Origin of the sequence: Hypericibacter terrae, from assembly GCF_008728855.1 — a bacterium.
Classification (GTDB): Bacteria; Pseudomonadota; Alphaproteobacteria; order Dongiales; family Dongiaceae; genus Hypericibacter; species Hypericibacter terrae.
Window position 1 is genome coordinate 1,711,196 of record NZ_CP042906.1, and the last position, 23,501, is coordinate 1,734,696.

General features: G+C 66.0%; 22 protein-coding genes. 13 read left to right on the forward strand and 9 right to left on the reverse strand.

Features of this window, described 5'->3' with window-relative positions; genetic code table 11:
• Positions 1-51: 51 nt before the first annotated feature.
• The 4 genes from FRZ44_RS07865 to FRZ44_RS07880 form a co-directional block, all read right to left on the reverse strand.
• Entirely contained in the window at positions 52-987 is a 936-nt protein-coding gene (locus tag FRZ44_RS07865) for a peptidylprolyl isomerase (protein ID WP_191908471.1), read from the reverse strand.
• A gap of 274 nt (positions 988-1,261) precedes the next feature.
• Positions 1,262-3,439, reverse strand: a complete 2,178-nt coding sequence (locus FRZ44_RS07870) for an LPS-assembly protein LptD (protein WP_191908472.1) — start codon at positions 3,437-3,439, stop codon at positions 1,262-1,264.
• Positions 3,440-3,487: 48 nt separating this feature from the next.
• The gene (gene lptG / locus FRZ44_RS07875; protein ID WP_151176667.1) at positions 3,488-4,588 is read right to left on the reverse strand and encodes an LPS export ABC transporter permease LptG; all 1,101 of its coding nucleotides are present in this window, start codon (positions 4,586-4,588) and stop codon (positions 3,488-3,490) included.
• On the reverse strand, positions 4,585-5,730 hold the full coding sequence (locus FRZ44_RS07880) for an LptF/LptG family permease (RefSeq protein ID WP_151176668.1): 1,146 nt from the start codon (positions 5,728-5,730) through the stop codon (positions 4,585-4,587). Before FRZ44_RS07880 ends, lptG begins: the two co-directional genes overlap by 4 nt.
• Positions 5,731-5,961: 231 nt before the next feature.
• Here FRZ44_RS07880 and FRZ44_RS07885 point away from each other — a divergent pair, with 231 nt between their 5' ends.
• The 5 genes from FRZ44_RS07885 (at position 5,962) to FRZ44_RS07905 (ending at position 9,839) form a co-directional block, all read left to right on the forward strand.
• A complete protein-coding gene (locus tag FRZ44_RS07885) occupies positions 5,962-7,461 on the forward strand; it encodes a leucyl aminopeptidase (RefSeq protein ID WP_151176669.1) in 1,500 nt (499 codons plus the stop codon).
• A gap of 73 nt (positions 7,462-7,534) precedes the next feature.
• Positions 7,535-7,990: a DNA polymerase III subunit chi gene (locus FRZ44_RS07890; RefSeq protein ID WP_151176670.1), complete on the forward strand. Its 456-nt coding sequence runs from the start codon at positions 7,535-7,537 to the stop codon at positions 7,988-7,990.
• 2 nt (positions 7,991-7,992) lie between these two features.
• A complete protein-coding gene (locus tag FRZ44_RS07895; protein WP_151176671.1) occupies positions 7,993-8,844 on the forward strand; it encodes an FkbM family methyltransferase in 852 nt (283 codons plus the stop codon).
• Between the two features lie 484 nt (positions 8,845-9,328).
• Positions 9,329-9,532, forward strand: coding sequence for a cold-shock protein (locus FRZ44_RS07900; RefSeq protein ID WP_151176672.1), 204 nt, complete (start codon positions 9,329-9,331; stop codon positions 9,530-9,532).
• Between the two features lie 85 nt (positions 9,533-9,617).
• Positions 9,618-9,839 (forward strand): hypothetical protein, encoded by a 222-nt coding sequence (locus FRZ44_RS07905; RefSeq protein WP_151176673.1) that lies wholly within the window; start codon positions 9,618-9,620, stop codon positions 9,837-9,839.
• A gap of 57 nt (positions 9,840-9,896) precedes the next feature.
• On the opposite strand, the gene FRZ44_RS07910 is transcribed toward FRZ44_RS07905, so the two are convergent.
• Positions 9,897-11,792 (reverse strand): ABC-F family ATP-binding cassette domain-containing protein, encoded by a 1,896-nt coding sequence (locus FRZ44_RS07910; protein ID WP_151176674.1) that lies wholly within the window; start codon positions 11,790-11,792, stop codon positions 9,897-9,899.
• Between the two features lie 253 nt (positions 11,793-12,045).
• On the opposite strand from FRZ44_RS07910, the gene ndk reads away from it, so the two are divergent.
• Entirely contained in the window at positions 12,046-12,468 is a 423-nt protein-coding gene (gene ndk, locus FRZ44_RS07915) for a nucleoside-diphosphate kinase (protein ID WP_151176675.1), read from the forward strand.
• Positions 12,469-12,566: 98 nt separating this feature from the next.
• Here ndk and FRZ44_RS07920 read toward each other — a convergent pair whose 3' ends face one another.
• The 3 genes from FRZ44_RS07920 to purM form a co-directional block, all read right to left on the reverse strand.
• The gene (locus FRZ44_RS07920; RefSeq protein ID WP_151176676.1) at positions 12,567-12,692 is read right to left on the reverse strand and encodes an aa3-type cytochrome c oxidase subunit IV; all 126 of its coding nucleotides are present in this window, start codon (positions 12,690-12,692) and stop codon (positions 12,567-12,569) included.
• 115 nt (positions 12,693-12,807) lie between these two features.
• Positions 12,808-13,458: a phosphoribosylglycinamide formyltransferase gene (gene purN, locus FRZ44_RS07925; protein WP_151176677.1), complete on the reverse strand. Its 651-nt coding sequence runs from the start codon at positions 13,456-13,458 to the stop codon at positions 12,808-12,810.
• Positions 13,446-14,564, reverse strand: a complete 1,119-nt coding sequence (gene purM, locus FRZ44_RS07930; protein ID WP_407658065.1) for a phosphoribosylformylglycinamidine cyclo-ligase — start codon at positions 14,562-14,564, stop codon at positions 13,446-13,448. Before purM ends, purN begins: the two co-directional genes overlap by 13 nt.
• Before the next feature lie 65 nt (positions 14,565-14,629).
• Between purM and FRZ44_RS07935 the strand changes: the two genes are divergently transcribed.
• From FRZ44_RS07935 to FRZ44_RS07960, 6 genes are all read left to right on the forward strand, one after another.
• The gene (locus FRZ44_RS07935) at positions 14,630-15,793 is read left to right on the forward strand and encodes a DUF2066 domain-containing protein (RefSeq protein WP_151176678.1); all 1,164 of its coding nucleotides are present in this window, start codon (positions 14,630-14,632) and stop codon (positions 15,791-15,793) included.
• Between the two features lie 13 nt (positions 15,794-15,806).
• Positions 15,807-16,358 (forward strand): CDP-alcohol phosphatidyltransferase family protein, encoded by a 552-nt coding sequence (locus FRZ44_RS07940; protein ID WP_151176679.1) that lies wholly within the window; start codon positions 15,807-15,809, stop codon positions 16,356-16,358.
• Positions 16,355-17,431: an AI-2E family transporter gene (locus FRZ44_RS07945; protein ID WP_151176680.1), complete on the forward strand. Its 1,077-nt coding sequence runs from the start codon at positions 16,355-16,357 to the stop codon at positions 17,429-17,431. Before FRZ44_RS07940 ends, FRZ44_RS07945 begins: the two co-directional genes overlap by 4 nt.
• A 26-nt stretch (positions 17,432-17,457) precedes the next feature.
• Entirely contained in the window at positions 17,458-18,150 is a 693-nt protein-coding gene (locus tag FRZ44_RS07950) for a P-loop NTPase family protein (RefSeq protein ID WP_151176681.1), read from the forward strand.
• Between the two features lie 143 nt (positions 18,151-18,293).
• Complete coding sequence (locus FRZ44_RS07955; RefSeq protein WP_151176682.1) at positions 18,294-19,862, forward strand: CYTH and CHAD domain-containing protein; 1,569 nt, start codon at positions 18,294-18,296, stop codon at positions 19,860-19,862.
• A 171-nt stretch (positions 19,863-20,033) separates the two neighbouring features.
• On the forward strand, positions 20,034-20,582 hold the full coding sequence (locus tag FRZ44_RS07960; RefSeq protein WP_151176683.1) for a BLUF domain-containing protein: 549 nt from the start codon (positions 20,034-20,036) through the stop codon (positions 20,580-20,582).
• A 52-nt stretch (positions 20,583-20,634) separates the two neighbouring features.
• Here the strand turns inward: FRZ44_RS07960 and FRZ44_RS07965 are convergent, their stop codons facing one another.
• A complete protein-coding gene (locus tag FRZ44_RS07965; RefSeq protein ID WP_225308594.1) occupies positions 20,635-21,186 on the reverse strand; it encodes a SixA phosphatase family protein in 552 nt (183 codons plus the stop codon).
• 170 nt (positions 21,187-21,356) lie between these two features.
• Between FRZ44_RS07965 and FRZ44_RS07970 the strand changes: the two genes are divergently transcribed.
• A complete protein-coding gene (locus FRZ44_RS07970) occupies positions 21,357-23,498 on the forward strand; it encodes an RNA degradosome polyphosphate kinase (protein WP_151176684.1) in 2,142 nt (713 codons plus the stop codon).
• The last annotated feature ends 3 nt before the right edge of the window (positions 23,499-23,501 follow it).

Below are 23,501 nucleotides of genomic sequence, written 5' to 3' on the forward strand. Positions count from 1 at the left end.
GCCGGGTCGCGGCCATCGCGCCCGGCGCCGAACGCCATGGCGCCGTCCCGGTCATTGCCGGATGTCGATGAAGGCCTGCGTGCGCAGATCGCTCAGATAGGCGCGGGCCAGCGTGTCGATCCGCTGAGCGGTCAGCCTGCTGGTGACCGCATCCTCGTCGATCGGCGTCTGCCCGGCCGTGCGCTGGTCGAACAGCGTCAGGATGGAGTAACCGCCCGAGGTCTGGATCGGACCGGTGATCTGCCCCTTGGTCATCGCGGTGACCGCGCCGCGCATGCCGGGATCGAGCTGATCGGCCCGCAGCCAGCCCAGCACGCCGCCGCTGCTGCCCGTGGGCGACTGCGAGAATTGCTGGGCCAGTTCGGTGAAATTGGCGCCCTGCTGCAGCTGGGCCATCAAATCCTTGCCGGTCGATTCCACCGCGGCGGCGTCAGCCGGGGAATAGACCGGGAGGAAGATCTCGCCGACCAGGTATTCCGGCTTGCCCTCGTTCTCCTTCATCTGGGCGATCTCGTCGTCGATATCCTTGCGGTTGACGGTCGCCGCGCTGCGGAAGCGCTTGCGCACGACCATCTGCCAGGCGATGTCGGCGCGGAACTGATCGGCCAGGGAATCCATCAGGATTCCGCTCGCCGCCAGCTTCTGCCTGAACTCTTCCAAGGTGAGCTTGTTCTGCTGGGCCAGCTCGTTCAGGCGCGCATTGACCTCGGCATCGTCGACGGTGATCCCCTGCGACTTGGCGGCCTGGGTCTTGAGATGCTCGTCGATGAGATTGCGCAACACGACGCCGGAGAGCCGCTGGCGATTTTCCTGCGTGTCCTGGACATGCGACGCGACGATGGCCACGCGCGTGCGGACCAGAAGGTCGATCACGGTGATGATGTCTTCATTGACGACGGCGGCGATCTTGAGGTCCTGGCTCGCGGCCGGATGGGCCGTCGTCGAGACAAACAGGAGAAAGAGCGCGTACGCGAACCAGCGCCTCACTATGGGGTATGCCTTTCGGGTCCGGCACAGGATCGGTTCGGCGACGGTCGTGCCGATCCATGGATCCTGCGTCACTTCAACAAACTGGAGCCCAGGTCAGGGTCCGGGCCGGGCGGCTCGAAACGATCGGGCTCCAGGGGCGAGAAAATCGGCGCCACTATAAGCGAAGCCCGGCAGGGCGGACAATGTGGCCAAATCGGTTAGGCGGGGCGGTCAGGAATGCCCGAATCGGGGTTTCCGCGCCCGTTTTCGGGCCGAAGCGGCGGACGGCCGGTCAGAAGGGGACGTCGACGGCCCCCAGATTCTTGAAACCCACCGTAAACAGGAAGCTGGTGCCCGAATTCACTTCCTCGTCCTCGACATTGCTGTGGGTGATCGCCGCCCGCAGCAGGATGCATTCGTCCTCATAGGCGACGCCGCCGCCGATATAGCGCAGGACATTGTTCTCGATATCTTCGCGGGCCTTGAAATTGACCGACCAGTAGTCGCTCACCTTGGCGGCGATGGTGCCGAAGACCTCCTCGCGCTTCCCCAGATCGCTGCTGTCGATGTTGTCGATCTGGGCATAGCTCAGGGTCGCGTTGATCTCCGGGACGCCGACGGTCAGGCCCACTTCGTTGTGGCGGGCGGACAGGCTGGTGGTGCTGTAGCGGAAGCGATAGAGCAGGTCGAGCCAGTCGGTCGGCTGAAGGTCGATGCGCCCGACGACGTCCGAAAGATCCTGCTCGATGCCCGATCCGTCGCCGAACACGCCCTGGTCGCCGCCGATGCGAAAGCTCTGGCCGAGGAAGATCGTGGTCTGGCCGATGGTCTGGTTGATGGCGCTCCAGCGAACCCCGTAATCGACGCGCTGGCCGTTATCGACCCGATCGAGGCCCTGGAAACGATCCGCCTGGAAGAGGTTGGTGTCGTCGAGCTCGGTGCCGACGCTGTCTTCGTTGGGGATCTTGCCGGTATTGCCGGCATTGGTGGAGGCGTAGAGGCCGACGATCGGCTCGATCACCTGGTGAACCGTGCCCGTCGTGGTCGCGAAGGGATAGCGCCACTCGAAGGCGAATTGGGGGAAGATGCGGCCGGCGAGGCCGCTGAAGGTGTCGCCCGAGGGGTTCACGTCGTTGTTGTCGGGATCGACATCGTCGACCCAATAGCCGTCGCCGCGCAGCGACAGGTCGAGCTTGTAGATGTCGCCCGCGGGTGCGGTGTAGGGCAGGCTCCAGCCGAGATTCAACGAAACGCGCCGGCTGTCCCGGCCCTGGATGCGATCGAGGACCAACGTGTTGAAGTCGACTTTGTAGTAACCGCCATAATCGGCGGGCTCGCTCACATAGTTGTAGTCGATGACCGGCGTGACGATCGGCGCTTCGTCGTTGTTGTCGGTGTCGAGCGTGCCCTGGAAGGCATAGTTGTTGATCGAGAGGTAGTTGCGACCCTCGAAATTCTCGGCGAACAGCCGGCTGGTCAGGGTCCGGTCGTTGCCGAGGTTGTAGAGGCGCATATAGGTCTTGTCGGTCTCGCGCTGGGCATCGAAACCCCAGCGCCAGTTGTCGTCGATATCGAAGCGCCCGTAGCTGTCGATATTGCCGCGAAACTGGTCATGCAGGGTTTCGTTGACGCCGTTATGGGTCCGTTCGCGATCGGCGACCGTGGCGCTGCCGGCAAGCTGCAGATAACCGTCCGGCAACCGGTAGCGGTATTCGGCCTGGGCGTCCACGCTCTGCTGGGTCGTGATCAGCGGCGATAAGGTGATGTCCTGGTCCGGCCCCAGCACCCAGAAATAGGGAATCTGGACCTGGAAGCCGAGATTGTTGTTCATCCCGAAGGTCGGCGACAGGAAGCCGCTCTGTCGTTTGACGGTCGGGTCGGGATGCGAGAAGTAAGGCGTGTAGAAGACCGGCACGCCATAGATCTCCATCCAGGCGTCTTCATATTCGATGCGATGGGCCTCCTGGTCGTGGGTGACCTTGACGGCCTTGATCTGCCAGAGCGGGGCCCGGGTCGGGTCGCTGGCGCAGAGCTCGCAGGGTGAATAGACCGCCTGGTGAAGCTCGGTGTAGTTGCCGGCATATCGCTGCGCCGAATTGGCCGCCATGCGCGAGCGGTCCGAGAGCAGCATCTTGATATTGGTGATGGCGCCTTCCTTGAGGTCGTCCTTCAGCTGCATATGGTCGGCAAACAGGACGTTGCCGTCCTGATCCAGCATCGCGACATTGCCGTCGGCCGTGACCACTTGCGTCTTCTCGACATAGGCCACCCGATCCGCCAGGAGCACCTTGTCGTTCTGCGAAATCTCGACATGGCCGGAGGCGACGACCAGGCCCTGTTCCTGGTCGTAGGTGATCTCATCGGCAATCAGCAATACAGGGCTGTTGGGATGCGGCAGCAGTTGCTTGGCCAGATCCTGCTCGCCTTGATCCGTGGATGCCGACCATGCCGCGGTGGATGCCACGATCATCGCCAGCGCCACCCCTATCAGCGCGGCCCATCCCCCTCTCATATCCCCTTAGCCGTCCTCGAAATGTAAAAGCATCGTAATGCCCAGCAAGGCCGTGACACCCGCTGGTGCCCATGCCGCCAACTGCAACGGAATGCTCGAGTTGATCCCCAAGGCGTAAACCAAGTCGGACAGGAAATAGAGCAGGAAACCCGTGAAGGCGCCAGCCCCGGCGAGCAGCGCGGCGTCGCCTTTGCGATGAAACCTGAGAGCGAAGGACGCGGCGATCACGAGCAGGGCCATGTACAGCACGGGCATGGCCAGCATGCGGTTCCACAGGAGCCGATGCGGCCGCGCCGAGAAGCCCGTCGATTCGAGCAAAGAGATATAGCGGGGAAGGGCCCAGAAGGAGATCGCGTTGGTGCGCGCGAAGCGGTCCAGGATCTGGCCATAGCTGATTCGAGTCGGCACCGTGAGCTGGTCCATGCGTTCGACGGCATGTCCGGCGATCACCCGCTCGACGCCGCTCAATTGCCACAGGCCGTTCTCGATCTTTCCGACCTTGGCATCGACCCGCTCGTTGAAATGATCGTCGGGATCGAACAGCAGGAGAATCACCCCGCCCAGCGCGCGGTTCGCCAGACTCACATGGGTCGCGTGGACGATGGCCGTGCCGTCGATATTCTGTTCCCGGAGCCAGACGCCGCTGCCTGCCGACGCAACGAGATTGCCGTTGCCGTCGCCGAACCAGATGTCGTGCAAATCGTCGAACTTGGCCTGCATCGTCGTCGCGATCGGATCCAGGACCGTAATTCGCAGGATGCCGATCGCCAGCGCGGCCAGGAGGGCCGGCGCGATGAACTGCCACACGGAAACGCCTGCCGCCCGCGCCACCACCAGCTCGCTGGTCCGGGTCAATTGATGGTAGGTGCCCAGGCCCGCGATCAGGATGACGAAGGGCAGGACCTGCTGGAAGGTCTGCGGCAGCCGGAGCAGCGCGAGCCCCATCAGGCTGAACGCTCCGACATCGGTGCCGGCGGCGTCCTCGGTCAGAAACTGGATCATGTCGGCGGCGAAGATGATGCCGCAGACGGCGAACGCGACCGCCACGCACCAGAGCAGGAAATGCCGGAGCAAATAGAGCGAGAGCGTTGGCGGGAGCAGCCTCATGGGTGAGCCGCCCACTGTCTGACGAGGAACGGGCCGCGCAGGCGGGGCAGGCGCAGGAGGGCGAACGCGAGCAGGGTGGGCGTCAGCGGCACCGCATAGAGCAGCGGCCAGAACTCGGGCCTGCGGATGGTCGCGCTCAGCGCGCCATAGGCGCTCCCTTGCATGGCGCAGACCAGCAGGACCGCCACGATGCCGCGCCAGAACTGAGCCCGGCGGCCGATACTGCCGACCAGCAGCGAGGCCAGGGCCACCGCGACATAGGCCAGGCCGAAGAGCGGCTGCGAGAGACGCCAATGCACCTCGGTCCGGTAGCGGATCCGGGTGGCGTCGTCGACGGGATCGGCCGGCCGGAGAAGCTCGTCGATGGTCATCCATTGCTGCTTGGGCTGGACCACCCGAGCGGTGCCGTCACCCAGTCCGAGCTGTACGAGGGTGCGCTCGAAGGTCAGGATCGACGGCGGATCCTTCCTGGATTCGCGCTGCTGCAGGGTCCCGTCCTCGAGCAGAATCGCGGGCCCCGTGGGCCCGCCGGTGATGAGCCCGCGCGACGCCGTGTAGATGGTCTGCGGCCGGCCGGCGCGCTGGTCATAGACCACCACGCCAGCCAGGGATCCGTCCGCGGTGCGAGCGCGGGTATAGACCGTCACCCCCGGAGTCGCCTCGGTGAAGACCCCGGCCTGGATCAGCACCTGGGAGAAATCGTTGCGCAGTTCGGTGGTCAGCCCGCCGAAAGCCCGGTTGGCATGCGGGGCCAGCGAGAGGCCGAGCCAGTAGCAGATCAGCGTGACGACGACCGCCGTGGCCAGGGCCGGCCGCGCGAGCTGCCAGGGGCTCATGCCGGCGCTGCGCAGCACTACCAGCTCGCTGTCGACACCCAGGCGCCAATAGACGAACAGGCTGGCGATGAAGAGCGCCGCCGGGAGCAGGATGATCAGCAGCTCCGGCACCAGCAGGCTCAGCAGATAGAGCGCGGTCGTGAGGGGCAGGCCCCGGTTGATGATCAGGTCCAGGAACCGGACGGTCTGGGTCAGCCAGATCACGAATGTCAGGCCAAAGGTGATGACCGCCAGAAGCAGCGCCACCTGCCTGCCGATGTAGATATTGACGCTGCGTACGGTCTTGATCCGGACCATGGCGCGCATGATAGGCAGGGCGACGGCGGCGTTCCTAGCCCGGATTCGCCAATCCGATGAATGATTTCCGGTTCGGTAACGTTCGGGCCGGAATCCGGCCCCGCTTTATCGTATCCGGGGCCTGTGATACAGGAAGTTTGCCGGCAGCGCCCGCTGCCTTGGCCTCTCACGGGCCCGCTCGTGGCCCCGGCCTCCCGCCGATCCCCGCGCCCTGGCCGCATTGCTTGGAGATCTCTGTCGATGAAGATTCATTTCGCCAAATTCGAGATACCGGAATCCGGCGCGCTCGCGGTGGGCGCGCTCGATGACCGCAAGCTGCAGGCGAGTGCCACAGCCCTCGACAAGGCGGCCAAAGGCGCACTCATCCGGGCGCTGGGCGTCAGCCGCTTCAAGGGCCGGTCGGACGATCTGCTGCAGCTCCTGGCGCCGGGCGACCTGCCGCTGTCACGGGTGTTGTTGTTCGGGCTGGGCCAGGCCACGGCGGTGGACGCGCTGGCGGCCCAGGCGATCGGCGGGCGCCTGACGGCCTATGCCAACGGCACGGGCGACAGCGCGCTGGCGATCGCGATCGACGCGATCCCGGGCGCGGCGCTGTCGCCGGCCGAGATGGCGGCGAATGTTGCGTTCGGGGCCCGGCTGCGGAGCTACCGGTTCGATAAATACCGGACCAAGGAAAAGCCGGAGCAGAAGCCGAGCCTGAAGAAGCTGACGCTGCTGGTCGAAGATCCGAACGCCGCCAAGAAGCTGTTCGAACCGCTGGACCGGCTGGCCGACGGCGTCGTCTTCACCCGCGATCTGGTTTCCGAGCCCGCCAACGTCATCTATCCGGAAAGCCTCGCCGAACAGGCCAAGACGCTCGAGGATCTCGGCGTGAAGGTCGAGATCCTGGGCGAGAAGGAGATGAAGAAGCTCGGGATGAACGCCCTGCTGGGCGTCGGCCAGGGCAGCGTCCGCGAATCCCAGCTCGTCGTGATGCAGTGGAAGGGACTCCCCGAGGGCCGCAAGAAGCCCCCGGTCGCCTTCATCGGCAAGGGCGTGACCTTCGATACCGGCGGCATCTCGATCAAGCCGGCGGCCGGCATGGAAGAAATGAAGTGGGACATGGCGGGTGCGGGTGCCGTCATCGGCGTCATGAAGGCGCTGGCCGGCCGCAAGGCCAAGGTGAACGCGATCGGTGTCATCGGCCTGGTCGAGAACATGCCGTCGGGCACCGCGCAGCGGCCCGGCGACGTGGTGAAGTCGATGTCGGGCCAGACGATCGAGGTCATCAACACCGACGCCGAGGGCCGGCTCGTGCTGGCCGATGCGATCTGGTACACGCAAGACCGCTTCAAGCCGCAATTGATGGTCAACCTGGCGACCTTGACCGGCGCCATCATGATCGCGCTGGGACAGATCCATGCGGGCCTGTTCTCGAACAACGATCAGCTTTCCGAGCGCCTGCTGGCGGCCGGCCGCGCAAGCGGCGAGCTGCTCTGGCGCATGCCGCTCGGCGACGGCTACGACAAGATCATCAACTCCGACATTGCCGACATGAAGAATGTCGGCAACCGCTATGGCGGCTCCATCACGGCGGCGCAGTTCATCCAGCGCTTCGTCAACGACGTGCCCTGGGCGCATCTCGATATCGCGGGCATGGCCTGGTCCGACAAGGACGCGCCGACCGTGCCGAAGGGCGCGACCGGCTATGGCGTGCGCCTGCTGGAGCGGTTCGTCGCGGACCACTACGAAGAGCGGTGAGGCCCCGAGTCAGGGCGCGGTCGTCGGCCGATCGCGCCCTGAATGAGGGCGGCAGCGCGGCAGGGGGCGGTGCTTGACCGAAGTCCGATTCTATCACTTGCAGCGGACCAGCCTCGAAGCGGCCTTGCCGAAGCTGCTCGAGCGGACGCTGGCGCGCGGCCAACGCGCCGTGGTGATGGCGGGATCGGGCGAGCGGGTCGAAGCGCTGACGGCGCAACTCTGGACTTATGACCCCAACAGCTTCCTGCCGCATGGCAGCAAGCGGGACGGCCGCCCCGAGCGCCAGCCGGTCTGGCTGACCGACCAGGACGAGAACCCCAACAAGGCCACCGTGCTGTTCCTGACGGATGGCGCACAATCGGGTGCGGTGTCCGGCTTCGAACTCTGCGTCGAGATGCTGGATGGCCAGGACGATGCGGCGGTCGCCGCCGGCCGGCAGCGCTGGGCCGCCTATAAGGAGGCGGGGCACAGCCTCGTCTATTACCAGCAGGACGACAACGGACGCTGGCAGGAAAAGGCGAAGGGGTGAGCATGGACGAGTCCGCGGAACTTCCGGACGGTATCGCGTTCGCACCGGTGGGACCGGAGAGTCCCTATCGGATCAAGCGATGCCGGCACGGCACCATGCTCTACAACACCAACGATCGCTATATCGGCGAAGCGCTGGAACGCTATGGCGAGTACGGCGAGCTGGAGCTGCAGGTGCTCCTGCAACTGGTGCGGCCGGGCGACACCGTGATCGAGGCCGGCGCCAACATCGGGTGCCACACGGTGCCGATCGCGAAGGCGCTGCGCCCCAATGGCGCGCTGGTGGTGTTCGAGCCGCAGCGTCTGACTTATCAGCTCCTCTGCGCCAATCTCGCTCTGAACGGCCTGTGGAATGTCTATGCGCGCCATGCCGCGGCGGGGCGGGCGCCGGGGCAGATACCGGTCCGGCTGCTCGATCCCGGCAGCAAACAGAATTTCGGCGGTCTCTCTCTGGTCGGCAGCGAGAAAGGCGAGCCGGTGCCGGTCGAGACCATCGACAGCTTCTCCCTGGCCAATTGCCGCATGATCAAGGCCGATGTGCGGGGCATGGAATCCGACGTCCTGGCCGGCGCGGAGGCGACCATCAAGCGCTGCCGTCCGATGCTCTATGTCGAGAATGAGAGCGAGGTCACCTCGCCGGCCCTGATCCGCCAGATTCAGAGCTATGGCTATCGCCTCTGGGACCATCGGCCGCTGCTCTACAATCCGGCCAACAGGGCGGGCGTCAGCGAAAACCTCTACCCGAATGTGGTTTCCCTCAACATGCTCTGCATCCCGCAGGAAGTGACGGTCAAAATCGATCTTCGCGAGATCAGAACGCCCTCGGATTGGGTCGTGCCGGTGAAGCCCTCATAACAGGCTGCTGCGAACGCCGGAACGGCGCCACTCTTTTCCGGGTGGCCGGAAGCGCCGGGCAAATATTCCTCAGAAAACAGGTTTCCGGCGCGAAATAGTGTGGCAAAATCGACCTGGACATGTTCAGGAAAATCGTTTAGTTTCAAACCAATATATTCTAATCCCGTCTAAATTTTATTGTGGAAATGCACGGGCCTCGCTCCCATCTGAAGGAAGCGGCGATTCGTTGCCGTTGTGCCGAAGAATTGCTTTGTGGCTGAAAATTCGTCGTCCCCGCCGGTGAAGGCCGGCAAGACCGACGGACGAATGGCAGTTCTCCTGGACCGCGATACCCCAGAGACGAAATCTGACGATCAGGGTTCTGGCAGGAAGGGCCGCTCTTCCCGCCACTCTGGGGAATGTTTCACCGGCCCAACAACCCGGCATGGCCGGATTGCGATCGGGCCGTGACGGGTCCCGTACCCCGTTCTTCAAGGAGTTCGCCATGTCTGTCGGAACCGTAAAGTTCTTCAATACGAGCAAAGGCTTCGGCTTCATCCAGCCGGAAGACGGCTCGAAAGACGTCTATGTCCATATCAGCGCGGTCGAGAAGGCCGGGCTGTCGATGCTGAGCGAAGGCCAGAAGGTGAGTTTCGAGGTCACCAGCGAGAACGGCAAGAACGCCGCCGCCGACCTCAAGGTCGTCTGAACGCCCGCAAGAGGCGCTGCCGGCCCGAAATGTCCACCACGATCGATAACGGCGCGTGATCCCGCGCCAATGAAAGAGTGAGTTCATGGGCGCACATAAGTACAAGGTCGGCCAGTTGGTCGAAGCCAGACCGAACCTTTCGGCGGCGACGCCGCCGGGCTCCTACAAGGTGGTGAGGCTGCTGCCGCCGACGGGCGTCGACAATCAATACCGGCTGATGTCACTCAAGAACGGTCATGAGCGCGTCGTTCGGGAGTATGAGATCGATCTCAACGACGCCGGTGCGGACGTCGACGCCGCCGAATAGCGTCCGACAGTTCCGCGCCTCGCGCGCTATCGCCGGTTAGACCCGGCCGGCATCTTCTCAGCTATCGGCGTTCTCGGCAGCTTCGAGGGCGGCGGTGGCTGAGAGCCAGGCCTCTTCCGCGGCGGCAATCGTCTTCCCCAACTCGCCCAGCTCGCGCTGCAGGTCGCGCGCACGGGCCTGATCCTGCTGGTAGAGCTTCGGATTCGCCAGCACCTGCTCCAGCTTCGACTTGTGCCGGGCGAGCTCGGCGACTTTCTTCTCGGCAATCTCGGCGGCCTTGCGCAGCGGCCCTTTGGCGACGCGCGCGGTCGCGCCTTCGCGCCGCCGCTGCGCGCGCGCCTGGGAATCGTTGCGGCCTGCGGCTTCGATCGCGCCGCCTTTGCGCGACCGGCGCTCCGACAGCAGATACTGCCGGTAATCGTCGAGCGAGCCGTCGAACGGCTTGCAGCGCCCGTCCGCCACCAGCCACAGCCGGTCGGCCACCAGCTCGATCAGATGCGGATCGTGGCTGATCAGCAGCACGGCGCCTTCGTAATCGTTGAGCGCCTGGACCAGCGCCTGGCGCGCATCGACGTCGAGATGGTTGGTGGGCTCGTCGAGGATCAGGATGTGCGGTGCTTCGCGCGTGACCAGCGAGAACAGCAACCTGGCCTTCTCGCCGCCCGACAGCGATCCCACAGCCGTGTTCACCCGCTGCTGGCCGAGGCCGAAGCGCGCCAGATGCGCGCGGCGCTTGGGCTCGTTCAATTGCGGCGCCAGCCGCTCCATGAGCTGCAGCGGCGTCGCCTCGACCGCCAGCTCCTCGGTCTGGTGCTGCGCGAAATAACCGATCTTGAGCTTGGCCGAGCGCCGGACCTCGCCGCTCATCTGCTTGAGGCGACCGGCGATCAGCTTGGCCATGGTCGATTTGCCGTTGCCGTTGGCGCCCAGCAGCGCGATGCGGTCGTCCTGGTCGATGCGCAGATCGAGGCGCCGCAGCACCGGGCGGCCCGGCTCGTAGCCGGCCTCGACGCCATCGAGTGAGATCAGCGGCGAGGGCAGGGCCTCGGGCGCGGGGAACTCGAACATCTCGGTACGGGCTTCGGTGACGGCCGCGATCGGCTCCATGCGCTCGAGCGCCTTGAGGCGCGACTGGGCCTGGCGCGCCTTGCTCGCCTTGTAGCGGAAGCGGTCGACGAACTCCTGCATATGCTTGCGCTGCGCCAGCTGCTTGTTGCGCATCGCGGCCTGATGGTCGAGCCGCTCCGCGCGCGTCCGTTCGAACCGGTCATAACCGCCGCTGTAGAGCACCAGCTTGCGGTTCTCGAGATGGATGATGTGGTCGACCGCCTTGTTCAACAGGTCGCGGTCATGGCTGACGATCAGGATCGTGCGCGGATAGTCGGCGAGATACTGCTCGAGCCAGAGGCTGGCTTCGAGATCGAGATGGTTGGTGGGCTCGTCCAGCAGCAGCAGGTCGGGCTCGGAGAACAGCAGCGCCGCCAGCGCCACGCGCATGCGCCAGCCGCCGGAGAAATCGGTGCAGGGCCGGGCCTGGGCGTCGTTGTCGAAACCGAGGCCCGCCAGGATCGAGGCCGCGCGCGCAGGCGCGCTGTGGGCGTCGATCATGGCCAGGCGCTCATGGATCTCCGCAATGCGATGCGGGTCGGAGGCATGCTCGGCCTCGGCCAGCAGGCTGGCGCGCTCCTGGTCGGCCGCGAGCACGGTCTCCAGCAGGCTTTCGGGGCCGTCCGGGGCCTCCTGCGCCAATCGGCCGATGCGCCAGTTGGCAGGCATCGAGATATCGCCGCCATCCGAATGGAGGTCGCCGGTGATGAGCTTCAGCAGCGTGGATTTGCCGCAGCCATTGGGACCGATCAGGCCCGCCCGATGGCCCGGGGGCAGCGACAGGCTGGCCCCTTCGAGCAGCGGACGCCCGGCAATCCGGTAGGTGAGGTCGCGAATTTGCAGCATGGGCCGGCCTGATAGCACAGTGCCGGGGCCGCCGAAACCTTTCTGGGCGGACAAGATGACGCTTCATTGAAGGTTGCGAGACCGAACCCGGTCGCCCCCCGGGACACCGGTCCTGCGGGGATCGGCCCGGGTTGCGGCGCGGCCCCCAAGCCTCTATAAGCCTGCCACCCTTTTTGCGGCCACCCGGCCGCTCGGTGGCCGTTCCGGCGGGTTCGGGACGGCTGACCCTCTCTCCGCAGGAGCGCCTTGAACCATGGCCATCGAACGTACCTTCTCGATCATCAAGCCGGATGCCACGCGCCGCAATCTGACGGGCAAGATCAACGCCAAATTCGAGGAAGCGGGCCTGCGCATCGTCGCGCAGAAGCGCATTCGCCTGTCCCGCGCCCAGGCCGAGGGCTTCTATGCGGTCCATAAGGCCCGGCCCTTCTTCGACGGGCTCTGCACCTTCATGACGAGCGGCCCGGTCGTGGTCCAGGTGCTCGAAGGCGAGAATGCGATCGCGCGCAACCGCGAAATCATGGGCGCCACCAATCCGGCCAATGCCGCGCCGGGCACGATCCGCAAGGAATTCGCGGAATCGATCGAGGCCAATTCGGTGCATGGATCCGACGCGGTCGAGACGGCGCGCGAAGAGATCGCCTACTTCTTCAGCGGCATCGAAATCGTCGGCTGATATCGGACGCCGGGTCGTTCCAGCGGGAATAAAGAAGGGCGGCGGCCTCGATCACCGAGGCCGCCGCCCTTTTGCATTTCCGTGTCGTGCCGCCGGATTTAAAGCAGCGTGAGCCCCATCAGCGCCAGCGCCACGGCAATCAGCACCGCGCCGATGGTGCTGAACTTGACGAAGCCCTTATAGGCCAGCTGATGGTCATGAAGCATCTGATCGTCTTGAGCCATCGCGCGCGAGATCCTCTGTCGGTGTCTTTCGGTTGCCGGTCCGCCTGGGAACCGGCAGCGGGCGCCCTTTTTTAGACCAGCGGCCCCCGGCTCGGCAACCGCGGCGGCGGGCCCGTCAACCGGTCGGATTCATCATGATTCCGCCGGGCATGGCCTGGCCGTCGAGGATGGCTCTTTCGCCATCCACCGTGACCCGGCCTGTGGCGACCAGCCGCAGGGCCAGCGGATAGGCGCGATGCTCGGCGGTCAGGATCCGTGCCGCCAGGCTGTCGGGCGTGTCGTCGGCGGCCACCGGAACCGCGACCTGGACGATGATCGGACCGGTATCGAGCTCGCGGCGCACATAGTGAACGGTGCAGCCCGCCAGCTTGACGCCGTCGGCCAGGGCCCGCGCATGGGTGTCAAGGCCACGATAGGCCGGCAGAAGCGACGGATGGATATTGATCATGCGATTATGCCAGGCGGCGATGAAACCGTCGGTGAGGATCCGCATGAAGCCGGCGAGGCAGACCAACTCCACGCCGGCGGCGCGGAGTTGCCGGTCGAGCTCGGCATCGAAGCCGGCGCGGTCGGCATAGGCCTTGTGATCGATGACGGCGGTCCGTATTCCGGCCTCCGCCGCTCGCGCCAGACCGCCGGCATTGGCCTTGTTCGACAGCACCAGGACGATTTTGGCGTTGGTGGCGGGGTCGCGGCAGGCTTCGATCAACGCCTGCAGATTGCTGCCGCGCCCGGAGATGAGGACGCCGACCTTCAGCGCCGCCATGCGCTGTCCATGTTGAGGACGCGGGCACCGGGCTCGCCCGAGCGCCGCTCGGTGATGCGCCCGATCCGATGCACGGTCTCGCCAGAAGCGGCGAGGGCGGTTTGCGCCGCGTCGGCATGCTCGGGCGCCGCCACCACCACCATGCCGATGCCGCAATTGAAGGTCCGCGCCATTTCCTCGGGCGCCACATTGCCCTGGCGCATCAGCCAGCCGAACACCGCCGGCAGCGTCCAGCGCGCGGCATCGATCTCGACTGCGAGATGATCGGGGACGACGCGCGGCGGATTCTCGATCAGGCCGCCGCCCGTGATATGGGCGAGGGCCTTGATATGGCCGGCGCGGATCGGCGGCAGGCCGCTCTTCACATAGATGCGCGTCGGCTCCAGAAGCGCCGTGGCGAGATCACGATCTGGCGCGAAGGGCGCCTTCTCGTCATAGCGCAGGCCGCTCCGCTCGACGATGCGGCGCACCAGCGAATAGCCGTTCGAATGGACGCCGCTCGAGGCAAGGCCCAGCACGATGTCGCCGGCCGCGACGGTGTCGCCGGTCAGCTGCTGTCCGCGCTCCACGGCGCCGACGGCAAATCCGGCCAGGTCGTAATCGCCATGCGCATACATGCCCGGCATCTCGGCCGTCTCGCCGCCGACCAGCGCGCAGCCGGCGATGCGGCAGCCTTCGGCGATGCCGGCGATGATGCTGCGGCCCGCGGCGACTTCGAGCTTGCCGGTCGCGTAATAGTCGAGGAACAGCAGCGGCTCCGCGCCCTGGACCACGAGATCGTTGACGCACATCGCCACCAGGTCGATCCCGATCCGGTCATGCCGGCCGGTCGCGATCGCGATCTTGAGCTTGGTGCCGACGCCGTCGGTGGTCGCGACCAGGATCGGGTCCTTGAACCCCGCCGCGCGCAGATCGAAGAAGGCGCCGAAGCCGCCGAGGCCGGCGTCGCTGCCCGAGCGCGCGGTGGATTTGGCCAGCGGCTTGATCGCATCGACCAGGGCATTGCCGGCATCGATATCCACGCCCGCATCGCGGTAGGTCTGGCCGCTTTCGGGCTGATTCGGGCTGTTTATGGCGTCCTCCGCATCGACTAAGCTATAACCCAAGGCCGCCCCAGAACGGCGCGGGAACGAACGGCGCGGGAACAATAGTGAATAGCCACAGGTTTGCAATGGCGCAAGGTCGGGCGGCGCGGGGCCGCGAGGGGTGGCTCTGGCAGGCGGGAGCGCTGGCGCTCCTGCTCCTGTTGCTGGGACTGTCCGCCCCGGTCCAGGCCGCGGGCGTCGGCCCGTCCTCCTATACCGTCGGCGACATCGACGTCGACGTCACGGCCGGCAGCGCCAACGCGGCGCGGGAAGCCGCCATCGTCCTGGGCCAGCGAATCGCCTACGACAAACTGATGGCGCAACTGGCCGATCCGCAGCAGGCCGCATCGCTCCCGCGCCTGACGGACGCCGATATCTCGGATCTGGTCAGCGACTTCGAGGTCGAATCGGAAAAGGCCTCGGCGGTTCGCTATATCGGCAAGCTGAGCTTCCGCTTCCGGGGCGATTCGGTCCGGGCGCTGCTCGAGCAGCGCGGCGTGCATTACGCCGTCATGCCGACCGCGCCGATCCTGGTCCTGCCGGTGCTCCAGGCGGAGGGCCAGACCCTGCTGTGGGATCCGCAGAACGCCTGGTTGAGCGCCTGGGCCGCCGACGCGGGCGGCAACACGCTGGTGCCGCTGGTGGTGCCGTCCGGCGACGAGCTCGATGCCGGCATGATCGACGCGGCGGCGGCGCTGTCGGGCGACACGGCCAAGCTCGCGACCGTGGCGCAGCGTCATGGCGCCAGCCAGTCCCTGGTCGTGGTCGCCAAGCTCGATGCCGATGCGGCCAGCGATACGCGTCGCGTCGATATCGCCGGTTATCGCTACGGCCTTTCGGGGCTGGTGGACAGCTTCACCGATCAGGTCAGCGTGACGGGCACCGCGCTGGACCAGCTCTACGCGGCGGCGGTCCAGCAGGCCGAGACGCGGCTGCAGGACTCGCTGCGCAAGGAGAATCTGGTCGTCTCCGGCGTGGAGCAGCATCTTGCGGTCACCGTTCCCATCGACAGCTATGCGGCCTGGATCGACATCCGCCGCCGGTTGGCCGGCGTCCCGATCCTGAAGCGGGCGGACATTCAAACCCTGACGACGAAATCGGCGGCGCTCGATCTGGTCTATGTCGGCGACGAGATCCAGCTCATGACGGCGCTGAACGAGCGCCGCCTGAGCCTGGCCACCAACGGCGATCAGCGCCTGTTGATTTCGACAGCGGCGGCACCCGCCGCCAGCAGCTCGACGACGCCTTGAAAGCGCCGCCGGGTTGACCGCGCTCCTTCCCAACCTCATCACCCTCGGGCGCCTGCTGGCGGTGCCGCTGGCAGTCTGGCTCATGCTGACGGACCGGCTGGCGGCCGCCTTCTGGCTGTTTCTGGCCGCGGGCATTTCCGACGCCATCGACGGTTATCTCGCGCGCCGCCTCAAGGCCCGCACCGAGATCGGCGCCTATCTCGATCCGCTCGCCGACAAATGCCTGCTGGTGAGCTCCTATGTCACCCTGGGCCATGAGGGACATATCGAGGTCTGGCTCGTGATCCTGGTCGTCTTCCGCGACGTCATCATCATCGGCGGCGCCATCCTCTATCACACGCTCACGCAGTCGCTCACCATGCAGCCGCTGCTGATCAGCAAGCTCAACACCGTGTTGCAGATCGCCTTCATCGGTGTGGTATTGGCGGAGCTGGGGCTGGGCATCGGCTCACCTGAGATCACGCAGTGGCTGAGCTATGCGGTGGCGGCCAGCACGCTGGCATCGGGCACCGCTTATGTGACCGTGTGGGGACGGCGGGCGCTGGCGCGGGGAGGGCGGTCATGAGGATCGAGAACCAGCTTCGCTTCTGGATCGTCGCGCTTCTGCTCCTCGTCGTGGCGCTGTATTTCCTGCGCGGCGTCCTGCTGCCCTTCGTGGCCGGCATGGCCGTCGCCTATTTCCTCGACCCGCTCTGCGACCGGATCGAGAAGCTGGGCTGCTCGCGCACCTGGGCGACCACGATCGTCACGGCGCTGTTTCTCCTGGCGGTGCTGGCACTGGCGGCGGTGCTGCTGCCGCCCCTGGAAGCGCAGCTGGTCGATTTCTTCGGCGCATTGCCGAGCTACATCCAGGCCGTCACCGCGAAGCTGGGCCCGCTCCTCAAGGCGCTGCGCTCGCACCTGCCGGCGTCGGCCGCGCCCAGCATGAGCGATGTCACCGGCTATCTCGGGCGGATCGCCGGCTGGGGCGCGGATTCGCTGGGGACCATCCTCAGCGGCGGCTTCGCGCTCGCCAATCTGGTCTCGCTGATCTTCATCACGCCGATCGTCACCTTCTATCTGCTGCGCGACTGGGACAAGATCACGATGAAGCTCGATCTCTGGCTGCCGCGCGAGCATGCCGACGAGATTCGCGGGCAGTTGCGCGAGATCGACCGCACCCTGGCGGGCTTCGCGCGCGGTCAGGCGACGGTGTGCTTGTGTCTGGCGCTCTATTACGGGCTCGGCCTCAGCCTGATCGGTCTCGACTTCGGATTGGCGCTGGGGCTCATCGCGGGCGTGCTCTCCTTCATACCGTTCGTCGGCAGCTTCCTCGCCTTGGTCGGCTCGATCGGGCTGGCGCTGGCGCAATTCGGTACCTGGCAGAGCGTGGCGATGGTGGTCGGCGTCTGTGCCATCGGTCAGGTGATCGAAGGTTATGTGCTGACGCCGAAGCTGGTGGGCGATCGGGTGCGGCTGCATCCGGTGTGGGTGATCTTCGCCTTGCTGGCGGGCGGGGCCCTGTTCGGCTTCGTCGGCCTGCTGCTGGCGGTGCCGGTCGCGGCGGTCTGCGGCGTGCTCGCGCGCTACAGCCTCGGCCATTATCTCGGCAGCCGGATCTATCGCGGCGACACGCCGCCGCTCGATAGCGGCAATTGATCCCGCGCCGTCCGGCCCCGATCCCCATGTCGCAGATCCCTTTCCCCTTCGACCACGCGCCGTCGCTCGCCGCGGCCGACTTCGTGATCGCGTCCTGCAACGAAGCCGCCGCCGCCTGGGTGGCGCTCTGGCCCGACTGGCCGGCACCCGCCCTGACGCTGCACGGGCCGCCCGGATCGGGGAAGACGCATCTCGGCCGCATCTGGGCGGAGCAGGCGCAAGCCCGCTCTGTGCCAGCGGCGGCGCTCGCCGCCGTCGACCGGATTCCGGAACTGGCCGAAGGCCGGATGGCGCTTCTGGTGGACGATGTCGATCAGGGGCTCGACGCGGATCGCGAGCGCGGCCTTTTCCATCTCTACAATCTGATGGCCGAGCGGCGCGGACATCTGCTGCTGCTGGCGAGCCAGCCGCCGGCGCGCTGGGCCCTGGGCCTCGCCGATCTGCGCTCGCGCCTCGCGGCGGCCCCGGCGGTCGCCATCGGCGCGCCCGACGAGGATCTGCTCGACGCGGTCCTGGCGAAGCTTTTCGCCGACCGCCAATTGTCGGTCGGCCCGGAGCTTCGCCACTACATCCTGATGCGGATCGAACGCTCCTTTGCCGCGGCCGGAGCCATGGTGGCGGCGCTCGATCGCGCCACCCTTGCGGCGGGCCGTGGCGTCACGCCCGCTCTGGCGCGCAGCGTTCTGGAGGAACTGGGGCGCCCCACCGACGCTTCCTGAACATGCGGGCAGAAAAGGGGAATTCGGCGGACGACATAAAACTGACCCGAAAGTGACTCGAAAGAGTAACTTTTCTGTCGGGTCCCGGGCCGGTAATTGAGTGCCGGCCCAAATCCTGAAGTTGCGAGCGATTCTGGAGACCTATGGCGGAGGAGATCGAACTTAAACTGGCGCTGGCGCCCGATCTCGTCGGGGCGTTGCGTCGGGATCCCACCCTCAAGGCTCAGGCGCTGAAGCGCCCGGTCACCCGGCGTCTTTTCAGCATCTATTACGACACCCCCGATCTGCGCCTCTCCCGGGCGGGCATGGCGCTGCGGGTGCGCCAGGTCGGCAAGCGGTTCATCCAGACCTTGAAGGTCGCGGGCGCCGAGGGGGGCGGCCTCCAGCAGCATGCCGAGTTCGAGCAGGCGGTTCCTTCCGAACAGCCCGATCTGATGCAGATCACCGATCCGGCAATGCTCCGGTTCCTGAAGAAGCAGAAGATCGCGAACCGGCTGGTTCCCGTTTTCAGCACCGACATCAAGCGGCGGAGCTGGCTCCTGGGCATCGGCGGCGCCGAGATCGAGGTGGCATTGGACGACGGCGAGATCCAGAGCGGTGCCCATCGCATGCCGCTCACCGAGCTCGAGCTCGAGCTCAAGCTGGGCGCGAAGGAAGCCCTCTACGATCTCGCGATCGATCTTGCAGGCCGCTGGCCCTTTCGGATCGAATGGCAGACCAAGGCCGCGCGCGGCTATCGGCTGTTCGTGGGCGGCGAGTCCGTGCCGCGCCGCGGCAGCCCCATCACCATCGAGCGGGATGCCACAGCGAAATCGGCGTTCGGTGACATTGCACGGGCCTGCCTGGCTCAGTTCAGCGCCAACGAAGTCGCGGCGGAACGCGGCGAGGACCCCGAGGGGGTGCATCAGGCGCGCGTGGCCTTGCGTCGCCTGCGCGCCCTGGTAACGGCCTATCGCCATCTGATGAGCGATGACGTCCATGGCTGGCTGTCCGGCGAGCTGCGCTGGCTGCAGCAGGAACTCAGCCCCGCTCGCGACTGGGATGTGTTCGCGGACTATACCTTGCCGCCGATCCTGAACCGGCTCCCCGAGGAGCTTGCGCTCGAGCATCTGAAGGGCGAAGCGGAGATTCTGCGGCGCGAAGCCTACAACACGGTCCGCGCCCTTTTTACGTCGCCCCGCTACACGCTGCTCCTGCTCAAGATGGGTCGGGTGCTCGAGGCCGGTAACTGGCAGGCACCGGCAGGTTCGCCCGAAGCAGAGCCGCTCGAGGAACCGATCAAGCGTTTTGCCGATCGGCTGCTGGCCTTCCGGCACCGTCGGCTGCGCAAATTCGGCAAGAAGCGCGCGAGCCTGAGCGAATCGGAACTGCACCGGCTCCGGCTTCTCGGCAAGAAAATGCGCTACAGCGCCGACTTCTTCCGGTCGCTCTATCCGGAGAAGCAGGTACGGCGCTATTTCGCGGCCGTGGCCGAGCTGCAGGATCGGCTGGGCTCGATCAACGATGCGGTGGTGACGCACGGCCTGTTGCAGAAGCTCGAGCGGCGCATGCCCGACAGCGCCGAGGCCGCCCATGCGGTGGGCCTGGTCCGCGGCTGGCAGGCGGCCAGGATCGAGCATGATCTGCAGGGCTTCGCCGCGGTCTGGGAGCATTTCGCCGAGGCGAAGCCCTTCTGGGGCAAGGTCCGGACGGTCGGTAAAGACGCGATCTGACGCCGTTTTCCCGCCATGCGTCGCCGGGTCGCATCGCTGCCGGCGTCGGGCTGAACTTTTCCTTCATCATCCGGGTGGAGAATAGGGTCGCGGAAGCCGCCGTCCCGGTGCCTTGACCCAAGGGCCGGCGGATCCGCCCCCAAGCCCCCATCCTCCTCGGAAGCGCCGGCCATGCCGATCGTGCCGCCCTCAATCGACAGCTTCTTCAGATTCGAGCCCGCCAATGACGAGGCGGCCAACGATCTGGGCCTGGGGTCGCTGGTTCCGATCGCGCCGGCGCAGGCTGCCGCCGAGACCCAACCGCTGCATCAGCTCGTCTATGTCAGTTCGTCGCGCGCCAATTGGAGCGAAACCGAGCTCGATCGGCTGCTGACGCGCGCGCGCATCCATAACGGCGCGCGCGGCATCACCGGCATGCTGCTCTATGTCGGCGGCAATTTCATTCAGGCGCTGGAAGGTCCGGAGGCGATGATCGCTTCCTTGATGGATCGCCTGCGCGCCGACAAGCGGCATTGGCATGTGCAGCGCATTGTCGATCGCCGGGTCGGGGCCCGCGATTTCGCCGATTGGTCGATGGGCTTCCGGCGCTGCCGGCCGGCGGATCTCGTGGCGGCGGGCGCCGTCGATGTCGTCCGCGACGACGCCATCGCCAAGGCCCTGGTCGGCAGAGACGGTCTGGCGGTGGGGCTCCTCCGCCGCTTCTGCGCGCAGAGTCGTTGAGAATATCGCGGCTCTGCGGAGCCGTCGAAAGCGCCGGCCCCGTCGGCGACGCTCACACCAGGTCGCGCGGGACCACGAAATCGGTCAACCGGCCGATACCCGGCAGCAGCTCTTCCCATCGGTCGACATCGAACTGGTAGAGCGCCAGCCCGCCCGTCGGAAACTTGCCGCGAAGCTTCGCCAACCCCGCCGAATCGCCGTCGCCGAACAGACGCTCGGCCAGCTCCTGCATTCCGGGATTGTGGCCCACGATCAGCACGGAATCGATCTCGTCGTCCACCTGGCGCAAGCGGACCAGCAGCTCGTCCGCGTTCGCCAGATAGAGCTTGTCCTCATAGACGACCTTGGGCGGCTTGGGGAGCATCAGGCTGACCAGCTCCCAGGTTTCCCGGGTCCGGCGCGCAGAAGAGGCCAGGACCAGGTCCGGCAGGATCGCGTGGTCGCGCAGATAGACCCCGATCGGCGGGGCCGCCCGACGGCCGCGAGGCGCCAACGGGCGCTCATGGTCGGAGAGATCGTCCTCTTTCCAGCTCGACTTGGTGTGTCTGAGGAGATAAAGCCGTTTCATCGTGCCTTGGCGGGAGCGCGGGGCAGGCTTGGCCATCGCGGTCTATCTCCTTGAATTTAGGCACTCTTTGTCGCGGCACAAGATGCCTCGTTGTCATGACATTTTCATGAAGCCCGGCTAAGATTGCGATTGATCGCCGGATTTCCTTCGCTGCCGTGCGAGGGTGGCCGTCCGGCCGTCACTTTTCCAAGCAGGGCGTACCTCCCGTGGACGATTCTCAACCGACCGAACGCGCCGTCGCCAACGTCGCCAGCGAGGCGCGTTTCATCAATCGCGAGCTCTCCTGGCTCGCCTTCAACGAGCGCGTGCTCGAGGAAGCCCAGAACCCCCGCCACCCGCTGCTGGAGCGGCTGCGGTTCCTCTCGATCTCGGCGAACAATCTGGACGAATTCTACATGGTCCGGGTGGCGGGCCTCAAAGGGCAGGTCGCCGCCGGCGTCTCGACGCCGAGCCAGGACGGGTTGACACCGGCCCAGCAACTGGTCGCGATCAATCAGCAATCGAGCGACCTGATGCACAACCAGCAGGCCTGCTGGCGCAGCCTGCGCCAGGCCTTGCGCCAGGCCGGGATCGCGGTGATCGACGCGCCGGAACTGACGGCCGACGAGAAGCAATGGCTCGATGCCTATTTCCTCGACCAGATCTTCCCGGTTTTGACGCCGATGGCGATCGATCCGGCCCATCCGTTCCCCTTCATCCCGAATCTCGGTTTCGCGCTGGTGCTGGATCTCGAGGGCATGGCCCCGACCGGCAGTTCGCTGCGGGCACTCTTGCCGCTCCCCTCGCAACTGCCGCGCTTCGTCCGGCTGCCCGGCGCCAACATCCGTTTCCTTCCGCTCGAAGAGCTGGTCGGCCTCTATCTCGACCGGCTGTTCCCCGGATTCAAAGTCGCGGGCCTCGGCTATTTCCGCATGATCCGCGACAGCGAGATGGAGATCGAGGAAGAGGCCGAGGATCTGGTCCGCCTGTTCGAAAGCGCGCTCAAGCGCCGCCGGCGCGGCAACGTCATCCGGCTCAAGGTCAACGCGGCGATGCCGGAGGATCTGCGCGCCTTCGTGATCGACGAACTGGGCGTGTCGCCCGGCGACGTGTTCGTGCTGGACGGCATCCTGGGGCTTGCTTCGAGCTCGAAGCTGATCGTGGACGACCGGCCCGACCTGAAATTCCCGCCCTATAACGCGCGCTTTCCCGAGCGCATCCGCGAGATGGGCGGCGACTGTTTCGCGGCGATCCGGCAGAAGGATATCATCGTTCACCACCCGTTCGAGAGCTTCGACGTGGTGGTGCAGTTTCTGCGCCAGGCGGCGCGCGATCCCAACGTCGTGGCGATCAAGCAGACGCTCTACCGCACCTCGGACGATTCACCGATCGTCAAGGCGCTGATCGAGGCCGCCGAGGCCGGCAAGTCGGTGACGGCGCTGGTCGAGCTCAAGGCGCGCTTCGACGAGGAAGCCAATATCCGCTGGGCGCGCGACCTGGAACGGGCCGGCGTGCAGGTGGTGTTCGGCTTCATGCAGCTCAAGACCCACGCCAAGATCTCGATGGTGATCCGGCGCGAAGGTACCAGCCTGCGCGGCTATGTGCATTTCGGCACCGGCAACTATCACCCGATCACCGCAAAGGTCTATACCGACCTCAGCTTCTTCACCTGCGATCCCGCGCTCTGCCACGATGCGGCGCGGACCTTCAATTACATGACCGGTTATGCCAAGCCCGAGAAGCTCGAGAAGATCGCGATCGCGCCGATCACGCTGCGCTCGACCCTCATGCATCTGATCGAGGACGAGATCGAGCATGTGAAGGCCGGCCGGCCCGGCGGCATCTGGGCCAAGATGAACGCGCTGGTCGATCCCGGCCTGATCGACGCGCTCTGCCGCGCCTCGCAGGCCGGGGTGCAGATCCGGCTGGTGGTGCGCGGCATCTGCTGCCTCAGGCCCGGCGTGCCCGGTCTCTCCGACAACATCCAGGTCAAGAGCATCATCGGCCGCTTCCTCGAGCATTCGCGCATCATGTGCTTCGGCAACGGCGTGCGGCTGCCCTCGCGCAGCGCCAAGGTGTACCTGTCATCGGCGGACTGGATGCCGCGCAACCTCGATTGGCGCCTCGAGGCGCTGGTGCCGATCGAGAATCCGACCGTGCATCAGCAGGTGCTCGACCAGATCATGGTCGCCAATCTCAAGGACGAGGCGCAAAGCTGGATTCTCGGCGCGGACGGACGTTATAGTCGGGTTCCGGCGGGGCCTGATGCGTTCAGCGCTCACACCTACTTCATGACCAACCCGAGCTTGTCCGGTCGTGGCAGTGCGATGAAGCGCAAGGCCCCGGCTCTCGAGCTCAAAAAGGCGTGACGA

Excerpts from the sequence above, each read along its gene's own strand:
- lptG (WP_151176667.1), bottom strand. The coding sequence starts at position 4,588 with ATGAGGCTGCTCCCGCCAACGCTCTCGCTCTATTTGCTCCGGCATTTC.
- FRZ44_RS07945 (WP_151176680.1), top strand. The coding sequence starts at position 16,355 with ATGAGGATCGAGAACCAGCTTCGCTTCTGGATCGTCGCGCTTCTGCTC.
- FRZ44_RS07965 (WP_225308594.1), bottom strand. The coding sequence starts at position 21,186 with ATGGCCAAGCCTGCCCCGCGCTCCCGCCAAGGCACGATGAAACGGCTT.
- FRZ44_RS07935 (WP_151176678.1), top strand. The coding sequence starts at position 14,630 with ATGGCGCAAGGTCGGGCGGCGCGGGGCCGCGAGGGGTGGCTCTGGCAG.
- FRZ44_RS07950 (WP_151176681.1), top strand. The coding sequence starts at position 17,458 with ATGTCGCAGATCCCTTTCCCCTTCGACCACGCGCCGTCGCTCGCCGCG.
- FRZ44_RS07905 (WP_151176673.1), top strand. The coding sequence starts at position 9,618 with ATGGGCGCACATAAGTACAAGGTCGGCCAGTTGGTCGAAGCCAGACCG.
- FRZ44_RS07880 (WP_151176668.1), bottom strand. The coding sequence starts at position 5,730 with ATGCGCGCCATGGTCCGGATCAAGACCGTACGCAGCGTCAATATCTAC.
- FRZ44_RS07895 (WP_151176671.1), top strand. The coding sequence starts at position 7,993 with ATGGACGAGTCCGCGGAACTTCCGGACGGTATCGCGTTCGCACCGGTG.
- FRZ44_RS07900 (WP_151176672.1), top strand. The coding sequence starts at position 9,329 with ATGTCTGTCGGAACCGTAAAGTTCTTCAATACGAGCAAAGGCTTCGGC.
- FRZ44_RS07960 (WP_151176683.1), top strand. The coding sequence starts at position 20,034 with ATGCCGATCGTGCCGCCCTCAATCGACAGCTTCTTCAGATTCGAGCCC.
- FRZ44_RS07920 (WP_151176676.1), bottom strand. The coding sequence starts at position 12,692 with ATGGCTCAAGACGATCAGATGCTTCATGACCATCAGCTGGCCTATAAG.
- purN (WP_151176677.1), bottom strand. The coding sequence starts at position 13,458 with ATGGCGGCGCTGAAGGTCGGCGTCCTCATCTCCGGGCGCGGCAGCAAT.
- FRZ44_RS07885 (WP_151176669.1), top strand. The coding sequence starts at position 5,962 with ATGAAGATTCATTTCGCCAAATTCGAGATACCGGAATCCGGCGCGCTC.
- FRZ44_RS07910 (WP_151176674.1), bottom strand. The coding sequence starts at position 11,792 with ATGCTGCAAATTCGCGACCTCACCTACCGGATTGCCGGGCGTCCGCTG.
- ndk (WP_151176675.1), top strand. The coding sequence starts at position 12,046 with ATGGCCATCGAACGTACCTTCTCGATCATCAAGCCGGATGCCACGCGC.
- FRZ44_RS07955 (WP_151176682.1), top strand. The coding sequence starts at position 18,294 with ATGGCGGAGGAGATCGAACTTAAACTGGCGCTGGCGCCCGATCTCGTC.
- FRZ44_RS07870 (WP_191908472.1), bottom strand. The coding sequence starts at position 3,439 with ATGATCGTGGCATCCACCGCGGCATGGTCGGCATCCACGGATCAAGGC.